This window comes from Nostoc sp. (assembly GCF_036919615.1).
In the GTDB taxonomy this organism is placed as follows: Bacteria; Cyanobacteriota; Cyanobacteriia; order Cyanobacteriales; family Nostocaceae; genus Nostoc.
Map to the genome: position 1 here is coordinate 86460 of NZ_JBALCN010000003.1, position 17009 is coordinate 103468.

15 protein-coding genes are annotated in these 17009 nt (G+C 42.0%); 11 read left to right on the plus strand and 4 right to left on the minus strand.

From position 1 onward, the window contains the following. Positions 1-56 precede the first annotated feature (56 nt). Positions 57-2042, plus strand: a complete 1986-nt coding sequence (locus tag V7K48_RS01215; RefSeq protein WP_335068822.1) for an ArnT family glycosyltransferase — start codon at positions 57-59, stop codon at positions 2040-2042. Positions 2043-2463: 421 nt separating this feature from the next. On the opposite strand, the gene V7K48_RS01220 is transcribed toward V7K48_RS01215, so the two are convergent. Continuing rightward, entirely contained in the window at positions 2464-5727 is a 3264-nt protein-coding gene (locus V7K48_RS01220) for an ATP-binding protein (RefSeq protein ID WP_335068824.1), read from the minus strand. 637 nt (positions 5728-6364) lie between these two features. On the opposite strand from V7K48_RS01220, the gene V7K48_RS01225 reads away from it, so the two are divergent. The 10 genes from V7K48_RS01225 to V7K48_RS01270 all read left to right on the plus strand — a co-directional run bounded on the left by V7K48_RS01225 (position 6365) and on the right by V7K48_RS01270 (position 14117). Then, positions 6365-6946, plus strand: coding sequence for a KaiA family protein (locus V7K48_RS01225; RefSeq protein WP_335068827.1), 582 nt, complete (start codon positions 6365-6367; stop codon positions 6944-6946). Positions 6947-7050: 104 nt separating this feature from the next. Beyond that, on the plus strand, positions 7051-7365 hold the full coding sequence (gene kaiB, locus V7K48_RS01230; RefSeq protein WP_335068830.1) for a circadian clock protein KaiB: 315 nt from the start codon (positions 7051-7053) through the stop codon (positions 7363-7365). Positions 7366-7442: 77 nt separating this feature from the next. Then, positions 7443-9005, plus strand: coding sequence for a circadian clock protein KaiC (gene kaiC, locus V7K48_RS01235; RefSeq protein WP_335068832.1), 1563 nt, complete (start codon positions 7443-7445; stop codon positions 9003-9005). Positions 9006-9108: 103 nt separating this feature from the next. Then, positions 9109-11349, plus strand: a complete 2241-nt coding sequence (locus tag V7K48_RS01240) for a TolC family protein (protein ID WP_335068834.1) — start codon at positions 9109-9111, stop codon at positions 11347-11349. Positions 11350-11529: 180 nt separating this feature from the next. Then, positions 11530-11907 (plus strand): hypothetical protein, encoded by a 378-nt coding sequence (locus tag V7K48_RS01245; RefSeq protein WP_334811771.1) that lies wholly within the window; start codon positions 11530-11532, stop codon positions 11905-11907. 22 nt (positions 11908-11929) lie between these two features. After that, positions 11930-12178 (plus strand): hypothetical protein, encoded by a 249-nt coding sequence (locus V7K48_RS01250; RefSeq protein WP_335068836.1) that lies wholly within the window; start codon positions 11930-11932, stop codon positions 12176-12178. Positions 12179-12263: 85 nt separating this feature from the next. Continuing rightward, entirely contained in the window at positions 12264-12770 is a 507-nt protein-coding gene (locus V7K48_RS01255; protein WP_334975856.1) for a hypothetical protein, read from the plus strand. Next, entirely contained in the window at positions 12770-12991 is a 222-nt protein-coding gene (locus tag V7K48_RS01260) for a hypothetical protein (protein ID WP_335068838.1), read from the plus strand. Before V7K48_RS01255 ends, V7K48_RS01260 begins: the two co-directional genes overlap by 1 nt. Then, positions 12991-13293, plus strand: coding sequence for a GNAT family N-acetyltransferase (locus V7K48_RS01265; protein ID WP_335068840.1), 303 nt, complete (start codon positions 12991-12993; stop codon positions 13291-13293). Before V7K48_RS01260 ends, V7K48_RS01265 begins: the two co-directional genes overlap by 1 nt. 44 nt (positions 13294-13337) lie before the next feature. Then, entirely contained in the window at positions 13338-14117 is a 780-nt protein-coding gene (locus V7K48_RS01270) for a photosystem II S4 domain protein (protein WP_335068842.1), read from the plus strand. Positions 14118-14341: 224 nt separating this feature from the next. On the opposite strand, the gene V7K48_RS01275 is transcribed toward V7K48_RS01270, so the two are convergent. From V7K48_RS01275 to V7K48_RS01285, 3 genes are all read right to left on the minus strand, one after another. Beyond that, positions 14342-15118: an SDR family NAD(P)-dependent oxidoreductase gene (locus tag V7K48_RS01275; protein WP_335068844.1), complete on the minus strand. Its 777-nt coding sequence runs from the start codon at positions 15116-15118 to the stop codon at positions 14342-14344. 154 nt (positions 15119-15272) lie between these two features. Then, complete coding sequence (locus V7K48_RS01280) at positions 15273-16202, minus strand: hypothetical protein (RefSeq protein ID WP_335068846.1); 930 nt, start codon at positions 16200-16202, stop codon at positions 15273-15275. 218 nt (positions 16203-16420) lie between these two features. Then, complete coding sequence (locus tag V7K48_RS01285) at positions 16421-16978, minus strand: hypothetical protein (protein ID WP_335068848.1); 558 nt, start codon at positions 16976-16978, stop codon at positions 16421-16423. Positions 16979-17009: the final 31 nt, after the last annotated feature.

Genomic DNA, 17009 nt, shown 5'->3' on the forward strand with positions numbered 1-17009 from the left:
AGAACAAAACATAGATAACCAACGACTATTGATTAGTGATTGTTGACTATTGACTAATGAGAATGAAATTGAGTGTTAAACGCACTGCTGATCAGTGGTTCAACAAAATAGAAAAGAATCCAGCCCTTGGTATAAGTGTGTCGATTTTGTGGTTGATAGTGATTGGCTGGGTAGCTTTTGGGTGGAATTTGGGCAACACTGGCTTGGTTGATGAGACAGAGCCACTGTTTGCCGAAGCTTCCCGCCAGATGTTAGTCACAGGTGATTGGATAACCCCATTTTTCAATGGTGACACTCGTTTCGATAAACCTGCTTTAATTTATTGGTGTCAGGCGATCGCTTATGCAATTATTGGCGTGAATGAGTGGGCAGTACGCCTTCCTTCAGCGATCGCAGCCTTAGGCTTAATTTGTTTAGCTTTTTACACCGTACATTGGTATTTGGCTAAACAAGACGAATTAGAGCAAGTTTCACGTCCTACTCGCCGCTACTTGACATCTTTTATAGTAGCAGCGCTGATGGCACTCAATCCCGAAACTATTATTTGGGCGAGAACGGGTGTCTCTGATATGCTGCTCACCGGATGTATGGCATCAGCTTTGTTATGTTTCTTTGTAGGGTACGCAGGGAAGGAAGGGAGTAGGGAGGAGCAAGGAGGGAGCAGGGGGCAGGGAGAAAATTTTTTGCCTCAGTCCCCTGCACCTAGCCCCTCTGCCTCTTCTGCCCAATCCCTGATGCCCAATGCTCTATTCCCCAATAAGTGGTACTTAGCTTTTTATTTGCTGATTGCTGGTGCAATTTTGACTAAAGGCCCAGTGGGAATTGTCTTGCCAGGGCTAATTGTTGGCGCCTTTTTGCTTTACGTGGGAAAGCTTCGAGAGGTGTTGCGGGAAATGCGCCTTCTCGTAGGTATACTGATAATTATCGGTTTATCAGTGCCCTGGTATGCTTTAGTTATTTGGCGCAATGGCTGGAATTACATTAACTCCTTTTTCGGTTATCACAACCTGGAACGCTTTACAGAAGTAGTTAATGGTCACTCAGCCCCTTGGTATTTTTACTTTTTAGTGGTACTGCTGGGTTTTGCGCCCTACTCAGTGTATTTACCACTCTCTATAGTAAAACTAAAGTTTTGGCAGCGATCGCACTGGCGATCCCTTGAACGTTTTCAGCAGTTTGGTTTATTCGCCTGGTTCTGGTTTGCTAGCATCTTTGGCTTTTTCACCATTGCTGTTACCAAACTCCCTAGTTACGTCTTGCCTTTAATGCCAGCAGCGGCAATCCTGGTAGCCCTGCTATGGAGCGACCTTTTACCAAACACAGAGACAGGGGAACGCAAGGACAGGGAAAATCAAGAGGACGTGGGGACACGGCAACACGGCAACACTAGTTCACCACGTCTCTCCCTCTCACTCGTCTGGAGTGGTTGGGTGAATGTAGTGTTTTTATCATTTTTGGCAACAGCACTGTTTAACATAACCCACATATTAGGTAGTGATCCAGCTATAAGTAACTTCCACGAACGAATTCAAAAATCTGGTTTACCAGTAATAGCCTGCGTAATTTGGCTGGTTTGTGCTGTTTTGGTTGCGGGTTTCTTACTGAGTCGCCGCTGGAACTACATTATCAGTATTAACTTGCTAGGATTTGTAGCGTTTTTAATTTTTGTCTTAACGCCTGTTTCATTCTTTATTGATCGAGAACGCCAATTACCCTTAAGGGAGTTGTCTGCGATCATCCTAGAAGCAAAACAACCAGATGAAGAATTGATCATGCTTGGCTTCAAAAAGCCTAGTGTAGTCTTTTACAGCCACATTCACATAAATTATTTAGGATTTCCCCAAGAGGCTGTAGAGCATATTAAAAACCAGGCTGCCAAAGGACTAAAACCTCCTTCAGTGCTGCTGTTGGCTGAACAGAAAAAGTTTTTACAAATGGACTTACAGCCAGATGATTACAAGAGTTTATCGACCAAGGGTGCTTATAACTTGGTTCGAGTTCCCTTTAACAAAAAGAAAAAGGAAAAAATAGACATATCATAATTGGGAATGGAGCATTGGGCATGGGGTATTGAGCAATTCAATTTTGGATAATGGAATTGACGATAGCGTAGCGTAAAGCCTTCTCTTCTCCTTACAGCCCTTCTCCTAAAGGAAATGCTCTTGCGTTCGGGCATCCTATGGCAGGCGCTAGCCTCTGGCAATGTGAGAAGGGGAGACGCCAAGGGCGATGGGGTTTCCCCAAGTAGAGCAAGTGGCGTGAGACGCTGTTCGCGTTCGAGAGGCGAGTCTTGCGACACGCTGTTCGCATTCGCCAACGGCATATCTTCTCAATGAGACGCTGTTCGCGAACGTTTAGAGCGAGTCCGCGCCCCTTGTGCGTCTCGTAGAGAGCGTCTTTTGAATTAAATTCAATTCTTTAATCCAAAATCTAAAATCTAAAATTCTTACTTCCCACTCTCCATTAACATTTGTGATTGTAACCGTTGACAGCTAAAGCTTGATTGATCTGATTTAAGAGGTCTTCCATTGATATCGATCGCGGTAATATTTGGGTAGCGATCGCACCAACAACAGTTTCTATAGATTCCAAACCATTCTTTTTTTGCTTGTCAATTTCTTTGTAAGCCACCCCAGACTGGAAACTGGTTTCTGGGCGATTTAATCGCTGATTGAGTACCAAAATTGGTGGTAATTTGTCAGGCGAATCTCCCAATGTCTTCAGTGCTTTTAGCACGTCTTTGTGGATAGCGGATTCTCCTAAACAAATTAACAGTAAGTCAACGCTTTGGTGGCGAATTTGTTGTAACACTTCTGCCCAACAGGGACTGATCGCCGCTTTAAAGCCTGCTGTTTGTAGGTACTGAATTAAAGCTTGGAACCACTCAGACCCCCGTTTAGCAGTTTCACTACTAATTGAGCAATTTTCTTCAGTCTGATAACCCTTAACTTGCTTGCGTCTTCCCTGTGGAAAATCACGCAGCATTGTCAAATCCACTACCAAGATGTTGGCAGGACAGCAGATACCAGAAGCAATTTGCAGTACTGATAGTAAGGCATCTGTTTTTTGGGTGCGACTGCTCTTGTCTTTAGCAAATGGTGTTAAGTAAGGAAATACAGATAACCCTGGTATTTTAGAAGCTATTAAGGTGGTTGCAACATCACAAGTAACCAGTGGTATAGCCGCCAAACGTGGGTGTCCAATTAGTTGTTGTAGATAAATTTGGGCAGTGGTACTTTCGACATCTAGCAAAATTACATCAAACTGCCATACCCGCGCCAAAAGTTCTGCCTGATCTAGGTCATCTACTTCAATCACCCGGTGTTCTCGAAGTGAAGGGTGGGGATTGACCGATTCCAACTGGGGATTCACCAACCTAAGAATTCGTAATGGAGTCTTAGTTGGGATAATTGCGCTGTTGTCTAACCCTAGCTGCAAAATTGCTTGTGCAGTAGATAATTTTTCTAAAACTGGTGCTAAGACCTGATGCTCTACTGGCAAGCTTAAGAAACCATCGGCTCGGTTAGCAAATGCTTGCTCCTTTTCCGCTGCCGTCGCTGTCACAATTACAGGTATATGACGGGTTGCGGTGTCAGATTTCAGTAAAGTCAGCACATCCCAGCCTGATAGCAAAGGTAGCAACGGATTCAAAAATATCGCTATTGGTTGCAAGCGTCGAGCTTTTTCAACTGCTTCTGTCCCTGATCGCGCAATTACTACCCGATATCCTAAACCTTTGAGTTGTTCGGTCAAGTCTTCAATATATCGAGCTACTGCCTCGACCACCAAGACCAACCGTTGCAAACTTGCAGGATGATGCTGCGTAGGGGTAATAATATGCTGGCGAGCTACTGCGGGAATTTTCTGTGTCTGTTGGTGTCGTGTTTGTTCGTCTTCTCTGATTCCCATATCTGGTTCAGAAAAGCTTGTTTTCGGGGGACTGGGCGGCAGAAGTAGTGTAAACTGGCTGCCTTGACCTTCACGAGATAAAAAGCTGACATCTCCTCCGTGGAGGCGAGCCAAGGCGCGAGTTAATACTAGCCCCAAACCGGTGCCTTCAAATTGGCGGGTGAGGGGATTTTCTAGTTGTTGAAATTTTTGAAAGATTAAGTGTTGCTGGTGTTCAGGAATGCCAATGCCTGTATCCCAAATTGTAAAGGCAATCCATCCTTCCCAACGACTTACCCGCAACCCAATTTCGCCAGATATTTCGGTGAATTTAAAGGCGTTGGAAAGTAGGTGTACTAGCATCTGGCGTAAGCGTAATTCATCTGCCACTATCTGGTCTAAGCCTAGTTCAATGGAAAGGCAGAATTGGGGAGCAGATAAACGGCCATTTTGAGTTGGCGAGGCAGATGTAGCTTTGGTAGTTTGAGTGTGGATCGCTTTGGCCTCCGATAGGGCGCGATCGCACACAGCTTGAATTTTTACCGGAGTCAGCGTCAAATCCATTTGTCCCGTTTCCATGCGGGTCAAATCTAAAATGTCATTAACCACACTCATCAGGTGGCGTCCGCTTTGATGAATTAGTCCTGCATAACGGGCTTGACGCTCGTTAAGTTCTCCCAACTGCTGATCCACGAGCAAGCGCGATAATCCTAAGACGGCAGTTAGGGGAGTTTTGAGTTCATGACTAATACAAGCTAAAAATTCATCTTTCAACCGATTTAGTTGAATTAAATCGGCATTCTTCGCTGCCAATTCTTTGCAAAGCTGCTGCTGCTGAGTCACATCAGTAGCTAAAACTAACCACAAATCATTGCTGAGTGCAACCTCAGATTCGGCACTCATGACTTTAAATTCAGGACTATCTAATGGAATTTTGGCAAACTGCCAGATTTGCTCCTGACCATTTTGCACTTCAACAACGCAGGTACAAGTACCCACCTGACTATCCAAATAGCACCGACTGTATACAGCATCACCAGATGCTTCTTGCTGAGTCAGTTCTTCTTCACCATTATGCTCATCCTCCCTACCATTGGGATAAACCTTGATTGCTCCTTGGGTGGCATATTCTGGTTTTTCGGAGTGATTAGTGACAAGTATTGCCTCCACCTGTTGCCTAACTCCTTCTGGATCTTTCAAGGCTCCTAATTGCTGCCACCAGGCGGGATTTCGTGCTACCACCTTGCCAGTACCCGTTTGCAACATCAAAGGCCAAGGCAGTCTTTCCAGCAAGTGTACTAGTGGCTGGTGTCTTAATGACTTGGGGTCATTTGGCGTCTGCACACCAGCATCATATTCATGGCGATGCTTACCAGACAATTTCTGGATGCCTGAACTTTGTAATCCAGCCATGCGTTCCTTAGCCAATAGTCGCAACAGGCGTGAACTATCCAATAGCCCCAAATATTGACCATCAGAGTCAATCAGCGCCCAATCTAAGGAGGAGTGTTTTTCGGTTTGTGGATCACACAAGCGCAAGCTTAATTGCTCTACACGCTCAGAAGCTGATATTGTCTGTATTGGCTCAATTAGAGTTTGACCCCAGATAGAGAGTGATTGGTGTAAATTTAGATTTTTATCGTCACTATGTGCTAATAATTTTTGGATTAAACGGGCAGAATACAGCAATCCGATGGGGCATTGCTGTTGATTCACTACTACCAAGCGATCGCACTGCTCTTGCTCAAAAAGCTCCAACACCACTGCCAGAGAACTTGTTCGGGGGCAGCTAGGTACGGTTGCCTGAAAGTCATAAAGCGGGTAATCTAGCATTAACATAGGGCTTTGGGGGTCATTCTTCCTGTGGAACCCTCCGGCATTTCCATCTGCCAAATGTTGATGGTCTTTTGCCTGAAGTCATATCCTCTAAGAAGACTCATATAAGCAACTCTGGTTATTTCAAGCCATTAAAACAACGGGATTTCTCCTCACGGACACGGGAATTGTGTCCGAGTACGTTTTTCCAAGAGGCGACGTTTCTCTATTTCTAGCAACTAGCCTCCCCAGTGTCTTACTGGTATTTAAACTCCTCATCGATAGCGACAGCTAAAACAATTATGGCCCCAAAGAATCGCTTTAGAACCTTGAGGAATTATAATGATTTAGAATGCGACAATCCTTTAAGTTCGTTTAAGTATCTTATCAAGGAGCAAAATAAAAAATCTATTTATATACTATGCAAATAAGAAACTAGCTACTGTGTCTTGCTATGCCGATAGATACCTGATCATCAAAGACGTACTAAGTCCTACCACTCAGTTGCTGCACTCTTGTTGTTGAGCAGCTAGCACAGAGCGTTATTTTGGGGTGAAATCACCAGTTTACTGTATACCCAGTATTACCCTAGAGGCGTCTGCCAAACTTATTAGCCTACGTTTCTTGGCTAGGGCGCTTAAAAAGAGATATTCAAGAATAGATGTTATTACCGATATTGATTCTGCAATCTGATATTAACAAAAGTTTAGATAATCCAGTTGACTTAGCCAACCAAAAAGGTTTGAGCGCGTGGGTGTGGAAATTTATTGAGCCGATTACTGTCCAATTTTGCTACCTACCTGTAGCTGCAACTACCTCTGGAAAAATCAACTATTTACCTAATTGGCTGCAACAAAATCTTAGTAAGGCATACACTGGCAAGTACATCTATGTATTTGCCAGTCACACCCAAAAAAGCCAACAGCATTTCCAGGAGATGACTCCTGCAGTAAGGCAAGGATTATTAAGACAACTTAAATTAGATTACAGCCTGATTCTTATAAATTATTTTACCACAGACAAAACCCTCAAAGAACAAATTGATAAATTTATCAATACTATATTTTATGCTAATATTCCTGTGCCCCAAATCATCGAAATTCACATGGAGGTAATTGAAGAATTTTCTAACCAGCTAAAATTAGAAGGAAGGAGTAATGAAACGTTACTTGATTACCGCCTGACGTTGATAGATATCCTGGCTCACCTGTGCGAAATCTATAGGAGTTCGATTTCTAAATAAATTAAATTTATTGATGTTTAACTTGGAACAAGCTACCGCTGTTAGTTACTCCCAATGTGCGAACAAATATTGTATTTCGATGATTATGACTAGGCTTTAAGTATATGAATAAAGACAGAAAAACCTATGTTCTCAAGCTTTATGTAGCAGGGAATACGCCTAATTCCGTCCGGGCGTTAAAAACACTCAAAAATATTTTAGAAAAGGAGTTTGAAGGTGTTTATGCTTTAAAAGTAATCGATGTATTGAAAAGCCCGCAGCTGGCGGAAGAAGATAAAATATTGGCGACACCAACATTATCTAAAATTTTGCCTCCACCTGTTCGCAAAATCATTGGGGATCTTTCAGATAGAGAAAGAGTATTGATTGGATTAGATTTGCTCTATGAAGAACTGAGTGAACAAGATTTTGAAGAGTAAAATTTTAATCATAAAAAAATTGAGCACAAACTTTAGTAATAAAAAAACCGGATTTAATACTAATTTGTTATCCAGCAATGAGTGAAAACGAGCAAGTAAAACCAAATAAACCACCGATAAATAGGGGCATAGAAAAAATTCGCACGATGATCGAAGGGTTTGACGATATTAGTCATGGTGGTTTACCTGTTGGTAGAACTACCTTGATCAGCGGCACATCCGGCACAGGCAAAACTTTATTATCTCTTCAGTTTCTCTATAACGGTATTACCTACTTTGACGAAGCTGGAGTATTTGTTACCTTTGAAGAATCACCCAGTGATATTATTAAAAATGCCCATATTTTTGGTTGGAACTTGCCACGCCTAATCGAAGAAGGCAAGTTGTTTATTCTTGATGCATCTCCCGACCCTGAAGGTCAAGATATCATTGGTAATTTTGACCTTTCTGCACTCATTGAACGCCTGCAATATGCGATTCGCAAATACAAAGCTAGACGAGTTTCAATCGACTCAATAACAGCGGTATTTCAGCAGTATGAAGCGATGGGAGTAGTGCGGCGCGAGATTTTTCGCCTGGTAGCACGTCTCAAACTACTGAGTGTTACCACTGTAATTACTACTGAACGTAGTGAAGAATATGGTCCTGTTGCCTCTTTTGGAGTAGAAGAATTTGTTTCTGATAATGTAGTAATTGTTCGCAACGCTTTAGAAGGAGAACGCCGCCGTCGCACAATTGAAATTCTCAAATTGCGCGGTACAACTCATATGAAAGGCGAGTATCCTTTCACGATTACTAATGAAGGAGTTAACATCTTCCCACTGGGAGCAATGCGCTTGACTCAACGGTCTTCTAATGTCAGGGTATCTTCCGGTGTCAAAACCTTAGATGAAATGTGCGGTGGTGGTTTCTTTAAAGATTCAATTATTTTGGCAACAGGAGCTACAGGTACTGGCAAAACCTTGTTAGTCAGTAAGTTTATTCAAGATGGCTGCCTGAATGGAGAACAGGCAATATTATTTGCTTATGAAGAATCACGCGCCCAACTATCTCGCAATGCTTCCTCTTGGGGAATTGATTTTGAGGAATTAGAGGATCAAGGTTTACTCAAAATAATCTGTACCTATCCGGAATCAACTGGTTTAGAAGACCACTTACAAATTATTAAATCAGAAATTGCTATCTTCAAACCAGCTCGCATCGCCATTGATTCCTTATCAGCACTAGCTAGAGGAGTAACCAATAATGCATTTCGGCAGTTTGTAATTGGTGTGACGGGTTATGCTAAACAAGAAGAAATTACTGGTTTCTTTACCAACACAACTGACCAGTTTATGGGATCACATTCGATTACTGACTCCCATATTTCCACGATTACCGATACAATTCTGATGTTACAGTACGTAGAAATTCGTGGAGAAATGTCGCGAGCAATTAACGTGTTCAAAATGCGCGGCTCTTGGCATGATAAGGGGATTCGCGAGTATAATATCACTGCTGACGGTCCCGATATTAAAGATTCTTTCCGGAACTATGAACGGATTGTCAGTGGTGCTCCTACTCGCGTTAGTATCGATGAAAAGGCGGAACTTTCTCGCATTGTTAGGCGTTTTGAAGACAAACAGAGTTCCGAACCCTAAATTTAGTATCGTAGTATATTCTTTCCTAAGTTTAGTATCGTGCTATATTCTGTGGTGAAGAAAGGTTTTCTGCCGCTAGATTGATTTTCGTGTGAGGGATGCGGTGAAAGGACAGCAATTATTTTATAGCTTCTTACCTGGTGTAACGGCAGCAGTCTTAACAACTCAGGCTGCTTGGGCTGGTAGTGTGAAAGTAACTGGGGTACAGATGTCCTCTTCTCCTAGCGTTTTGGCTTCTACTCATGGTCAAGACTTGGTTGTGGACATCATAAATACGCAACTACCTAACAGTGCAGATGTTAGTGTTCCAACCCTGGTACCTGCTTTTGGTTTTACTAAACTTAGTGTGAAGCCTTTAAGTAATAACAATATTCCAGTGTTTACGGCTGGAAATACTGTTGTGCCAATAAAACAAGTATTTAAGAAAGATGAAGGTAGATTTTTAAGTTTGACACCTACCTCTAATCCTTCCCAACAGCTTGACGTCAGCCGTTCTGCTCAAAATAACCAAAAACAGAGTAATTCAAGCGCCTATGGGCAGAAATTAAAGAGGATAGTAGTTCCCAACTACACTTCAAAATCCCCTTCTGTCCAAAAAGAAATTTTGTCCCTGTCTTCTGCACAGCAGCCAGTGGTTCAAAAGATAAATACTGTTACTCAGTTACAAACATTTTTACAAACTTCAGCCACAGGTGTAGGAGCCGCAAAACTGTTGTCAGCGCAGAGGTGTCCACAGGAGTTGGGAAAAAGCAAAACTGATTCTTCATCTGCTTTGCTACTGACCGCAAGCACCTGCTTACAACAAAATGCGATTGGCCGTGTGGCTCAGAGTAATACCCCAATTCCGACAGATTCGACGCCAATTCCGACTGTGCCAGGAACCGTAACTCCTGTACCAGGGGGTTCAGTGCCACCTCCCACCTTACCAGGAACTATAACTCCTACACCAGGGGGTTCAGTGCCACCTCCCACTGTGCCGAGAACTGTAACTCCTGTGCCCTCAGGTTCGGTACAAATTCCTGATAACCTGATTCCTAGCTCAAATCCCTTGCAATTTCCCACCAAACCGGAGGAAGTGAGACTTGATAAAAATCAGCCGATTAGTTTGGCACAGGCTTTGGAGTTAGCACGGCGTAACAATCGGGATTTACAGGTGTCCTTATTGGAGCTAGAACGCAATAAAGCTGCTCTACGCGAAGCGCAAGCTGGTTTATTGCCCACTCTGGGAATTAGTACGGATATTACTCGTAGTCAGTCTGCTAGTGGTCAGCTTCAGGACAAATTAAGTGCGCGAAATGGGTTTCCCTCTAACCAAGATCAACCCAATACATCTTTTAATGGTCAAGCACAACTATCATATAACGTCTACAGCTCTGGAAGAGTGCAAGCTACGATCAGAGCGGCTGAAGAACAGGTACGTTACTATGAGTTGGCTGTAGAAACTCAGTTTGAGACAATCCGTCTGAATGTTGCCACTGACTACTACAATCTGCAACAAGCTGATGAACAAGTACGTATTGCCCAGTCAGCTGTGCAGAACTCCGAAGCTAGTTTGCGTGATGCAGAAGCTTTAGAGCAAGCTGGGGTTGGTACACGGTTCGATGTGCTACGCTCGCAGGTGAATTTAGCAAATGCCCAACAAAATTTGACTAATGCTAGATCCCAGCAGGCAATTGCCCGTCGTCAATTAGCAACTCGGATAAGTTTGCCGCAGGCAATAAATATCAGTGCAGCTGATCCTGTACAGTTAGCTGGTCTTTGGAACCCAACGCTTGAACAAAGTATTGTGCTGGCTTATCAAAATCGTCCGGAACTGCAACAGCAGCTAGCACAACGCAATACCAGTGAGCAACAGCGTCGGCAGGCCCTTGCAGAACTGGGTCCTCAAGTTAGTTTGGTCGCCAGCTACAACCTACTAGATCAGTTCAATGATAATGTCAGCGTTACTGATGGTTATTCATTAGGAGTTCAGGCAACCCTAAATTTGTATGATGGAGGAGCAGCAAGAGCAAGGGCAGATCAGTCAAAAGCTAATATTGCGATCGCAGAAACTCAATTTGCTGAACAGCGCAACCAAATTCGCTTTCAGGTAGAACAAGCCTATTCTACCCAGCAATCTAATTTGGAAAATGTTCAAACCTCTAATACCGCTTTAGAACAAGCTAGAGAAGCTCTACGTTTAGCGCGTTTGCGATTCCAAGCTGGTGTAGGCACTCAAACTGATGTCATTAACTCTGAAAACGACCTCACACAAGCTGAAGGTAATCGAGTCACAGCAATTTTGAATTACAACCGCGCTTTAGCTCAGTTACAACGGTCTGTTACCCTCAGAGCACTACGCTAGTACTGCTGAGTGATCGTCTCAATTAAAAATTCAAAAAGCCTTATTTTTCAATAATTTAGATTGAAGAATGAGGCTTTTTGCTAAAAAACCTATTTGTAACAGGAATTTTGTGAAATGATGTAGCATAACTGAGTGTTCGTAGTTTACCGCCGTAGGCATCGCTCGCCTTGTCAAAGACTCATGACTAAAGTAACGTCTCAAGAGATTGCACAGTTTCGCTCTCAATTGGCAGATGATCCCAGTGATATGGAAGCGCTGGATTTGATTGAAGACTGTGATGGAGATTTAGAAGATGCGGCGATGACGCTAGCTATCCGCGCAGGACAACAACCAGAAAGAGCAAATTCCGAATGGTTAGATGCCTTGGCTAGAAAATGGCGTGTGGTCATTTGCGAACAAGAATATCGCGAAGATTTGCTTAACACTTCACTTCAGAAGATGATGGAATATCTAAAAACAACGCCGACGTTTCCTAAAATTTTGGCAACACCAGTTTTGATATATGTCCTCAAGCAAGGCGTGAACAATTTTTGTGAGCCACTAGATTCGCTAAAGTGATCAGCCCATGTACATTTAACTTGTGCGATGCCTGCGGCAGGCTACGCCTACGCCGTTTGCAGTTGAAGTTCAATATAGACCTAACCCCCAACCCCTTACGCCAGTTGCTACAACGGGGGAAACCCCCCTTCGGGTGACGCTCGTTCCTCGCTACCGCTGCGCTAACACCAGTCGCCTACGGCGGGAAACCCGCCTACAGCGCTGGGTTCACCGCAACGTACTGGCTCCCCTACTAGCGTTGGGGAATAAGACTAAGACTCCTAACTCCTGACTCCTAGCCAATGCAAGATTGATTCGACCAGGACTGATACGCTGTTAATTAAGGCAAAACTTCTATTAGACAAATTGTAAAATCAATGAATTACCTTGTTGCCGTATTACCAGACCGCATTCAAGCCGAAGCTGCTTACTTAGCTTTAGAAAAAGAAGGCATAAACAGTACTATTTTGGGGAGGGGGTATAAAACGGCTGACGAGTTTGGCTTAATTGACCCCAAAGACCAAGCTAAAAACCAAGCACAACTGATGGCAACCTGGCTGATACCATTTGGCTTTTTTGCAGGTTTTACGTTCAGCCTGATCACTGGTTTAAATACTTTTGCCTGGGCGGGTGAAGTTGGCAATCACATCGTTGGCGGGCTGCTGGGTGCTGCTAGTGGTGCTATGGGTGGTGTGCTTGTGGGTGGCGGAGTCGGTTTACTTGTAGGTAGTGGTGATGCTTTACCTTATCGTAACCGCTTAGATGCGGGTAAATACTTAGTTGCTGTTCAAGGTTCTGAAACTCTCACTCGACAAGCAACTCGAATATTACGTCAGTTTGATCCAGAAAATATCCAAGGTTATGCTGACACAAGTAGCGTGTAATGAATCATAGTTTACACATCACGACACAGCGACTTGAGTTACTTCCCTGTTCTTTGGAGGTGGCGCAAGCCGCTGTGATCAAAAACAAATCCCAAGTAGAAAGACTTTTAGGGATAAAGGTTCCTGATGATTGGTATGCATCTGAAGTACTAGATTTTTTTCCAATGTATGCTCAAATGCTAATAGATGATGCTTCTGGGCTGGGTTGGGGTGTATGTTGATGATTCACATTGCTGATTCTACCCTAATTGGTGATTTGGGATTTGATAGCAAACCTGATCAGACAGGAACTGTAGAAATGGGTTATGAAGTGTTATCAGCGTATCGTCAGCAGAGATTTGCTTTTGAAGCAGTAGAAGCACTGGTCAATTTTGCTTTTACTCAGTCGGAACTCAAAAGAATTATCGCTCATTCTCCAGACAATCATCCTGCCTCGATTCGCATTCTGGAAAAATTAGGAATGCAACAAATTGGTAGAGATGAAAACCTGCTGAAATGGGAATTAAAGTTAGAATCAAGATAGTTATAACCGATTAATTTTCAATTCATAACTCATAATTTTTAAGAATGTTGCCACGAGAAGAACTTTTAAAAGGTGTTGAAAATCGAGATAGTGTAGCTCGTATAATTGACCAAGCAGAGCAAGCCATTAAAACTTGGGAAGTGGTTTTGACAGATTTTTTATCCCCCCCAGAATTGGCGGAAATTCAACGGGTGTTTAACCGATTAACAGAAGTACAATTGGCGGCGTGGGGTGGATATCCGCAAGCTGAACGCCAAAGAATAGCGATCGCTCGTTCGGAACTTCCCTTAGATCAATCTCAAGTCAGCCTTGTCGCCGTGGAAATTGCTGGTAATTTCCTGTTTGATACCGCCTCTCACCGCGACTTTTTAGGCGCAATGTTAGGTACGGGAATTGTTCGTGAAAAGACGGGAGACATTATTGTCTTGGGAGAACGAGGGGCGCAAGCGATTGTCGCACCAGAGTTGGTAGAGTTTTTAGAAATGAGTCTTAAACAGGTGCGATCGGTTCCTGTGAAAACTCAGCGGATTGAGGTAACTGAATTGAAGGTTCGGGAACCTAAGAAAAAAGAATTAACGACTGTGGAGGCTTCTTTGCGATTAGATGCGATCGCATCTGCTGGTTTTGGCATGTCTCGCAGCAAAATGGTTGATTTCATTGATGCTGGTGATGTCCGCGTCAATTGGAAGGAAGTTACTCAAGCTAGTTCTCAAGTCAAATCAGGCGACTTAATTGCTATTCGCTCTAAAGGACGTTTAGAAGTTGGGGAAATCGCCGTTACAAAAAAAGACCGTTACCGAGTTCAATTAACAAGATATATGTAATAAGTAAAGAGCGAAACGATTTTAAATTTTAGATTTTAGATTTACCTCATACCTGTCCCTTGCGCCTTCCCGCTCTTTAGGCGTTCGCTCTAAATAAATAATTTTAGATTTTGGATAATAGAATTGTTCTCACGTTTAAATTTGCTTGCTCTCACACCTTTATAAATTTTAAATCTTTCTATCCAAAATCCAAAATTGAAAGGCTCCTAACTATAAATATATCCTTAGGCTCCAAAGTGTTTTGCTAACATACTCAGCAGAAGTTTGCGTGGTACGAGCCGAGATAATTTGCTTCTAAGTTGAGTGTTAGTATCAGAACTAATAACGGTTGGATACCCTTTTTCCAAAGCCTTTAAAGATTCCCAAACCACTTTTTCGCAAGAATACACTTTATCTGTGCTGCTTGCCAGCGCTGGAGGAAAATTAGCTTCTGCAAAAAAGTTTGTTTCTATGGGCCCTGGACAAGTGACTAAAATACGGACACCATATTGACGATTTTCTGCCCATAGTGCTTCACTAAAGCTAAGAATAAAAGCTTTACTAGCAGCATAAACAGAAAGGTATGGTATCGGTTGAAATGCGGTAATAGAAGATACGTTAATAATACTTCCAGAACGACGTTGCCGCATCAAGGGTAAAAATTTATGGGTTAAATCTACCAATGCCAAAATATTTAATTGTATGATTTTGACTTGCCTTTCTCCATCTCCTTCAGCAAAGTCGCCATAGTAACCAAAACCAGCATTGTTGATTAATAAGTCTATGGTTAATCCCTTTACTTTAGTAACATCAAATACAGCAGCAGCTGCATTAGGTTCTGTGAGGTCTTTAACTATAACGTCTACTTGAATTTTATATTGTTCTTCTAATTGTTTCGCTAATTGGCTTAGTTTTTCTTCGGAACGAGCAACGAGTACAAGATTTGTCTTGCGTGCAGCTAGTTCTTGGGCAAAAGCTTTACCAATTCCACTAGAGGCACCAGTAATTAAAGCAGTTGGCATTTTACATATTAAGATAATTTTTAGGCATCATTAAAATATTAGCTATGCTGGCTATAAGTTTTAACTACCCAAAGTGATATATCCAAAAGAGTAAAAGCAGCATCTAGTACTGAAGTCTGAGTGGAGGTTTCCTCCACTCAAAACTTATCCTTCGCTAAGACTTGACTTTCGGAAGCGATGTGAATTCTCCAACTACGCCAATATGGGAGATTCTTAAATCTTCTTCATCTGTATATTGAATAGACGAGTCAATTTTTTCTGGTAATTCTCCGTCTTTGCACGACCATTCAAATACAAATTTAGAGTCCAAATGCTTGAGGTTAGAAAATATATGCTTCCATTGGCTTCGTCGAATTCGATTTCCCCACCTTGATTGTAAGTCTCTTGAGTAGGAATCCTGTTGATAAACAAAAAAATCAAATGGTTTTTCATTTGAATTTTTGTGATCTAGTAAATGAATTAGATGGAACATAAACCCATCTTCAGAAAGGCCACTTACAAGATTTTCTAAAAGTGGCACAACATCATCAACTGGCACATGCTCTAACACAGATTTGGAGAAGATGAAATCTATTTTTTCTTTAGTAGGTAGTTTTTGAGATAAATCAATTGGAGCAATGTATTCTATGCCCAAGTCTTGTAAGACTTCTACGGATAAATTTTTTAATGAAAGCAGTTTCTTTAAACGTAAGCCGATAATCTCACGATCCTCAAATGTCGATAAACTATCTAAGATACTCCAATCTACAGACTTACAGACGGCTTTGAAAATATTTTCGGGTTGTAATAACGGGTAAACATCCGTTGCATAAACCTTTTTTGCTCCGAGAAGGTAAAATACTAATGAATGAGTTAATAACCATCCGCTTCCAATTTCAAGACAAATTTTATCACGCAATACATATTTTTCTTTACCAGCCTGAAGCAGATAGATAGCAATTTCATTGGCACAAATATCAAGCCTTTTACCTGCAACAGCTAGCTTACTTGAATGCATTTTATTGTATAAAGCTTGATATAGTTCAGATGATCTAATAGTCGATTTGGTTCCTTCATCAAGGAGACTCTTTACTAGATTTTTCATTTTACACACCTCTCTTGCTTAACTTATCGTGAATTGAACACAACACTATTAACTATACCAGTGAGATAGGTTCCTGTATAACAAAAACCTTGAATACTTGTAGTTTATTATACTTATCACTTTGGGAAAGGGTAGATAACTTTCCCAGACAGTCTTTAGAAAACCTACAGAATAATTGAGCTTAATTAGAAAAATTCAAATTCATTTTGAACTGCTAATTACCATTTTTCAGACCAATAGATAATTTCTGAGGCTGAACTATTAATTACGACGCCGTAGCTATCTCCATGATTCCACTTGAAGCCAGGTCTACCTTTGTCCTCTGTATTTAATACCAATATTTCATAATTAGCTGGAAAAGATTCTGTAGGAGAGTCACCGGTGTAGAAGAAAGTTGTTGGCACACCCTCAGGCTGGTTTATATGGTCGTTTGTGTTCCCACCCATATATTTGTGCTTTGCACTACTTCTGTATTGTGAAAGTAATTTTTCTATGATTTTTGGTGGCTGTTTCAGCCTAATTTGAAAAAAACTACTTCCTTGCAAAAATTCGGGAGAGTAGGCAAGGCGAACGCCTTTGGCATCAGGGGGAATCTCATTAGGAAAATGTTTTACTTGGTCATTATTAGACCATAGTTGATTACGAATTTCTTTGTAGCGTGATGTATCAGTTATTATTTTAGGTTCACTAGTACTGCTAAAAGTTGTTCTCAGAAAAAAGCTTCCTCCGACAATACTAAGACTAGCAAGGGCTAATAGAAATTGCGATCGCTTCATTGAGTTGGGTGCATCTAACTTTCATAGTCAT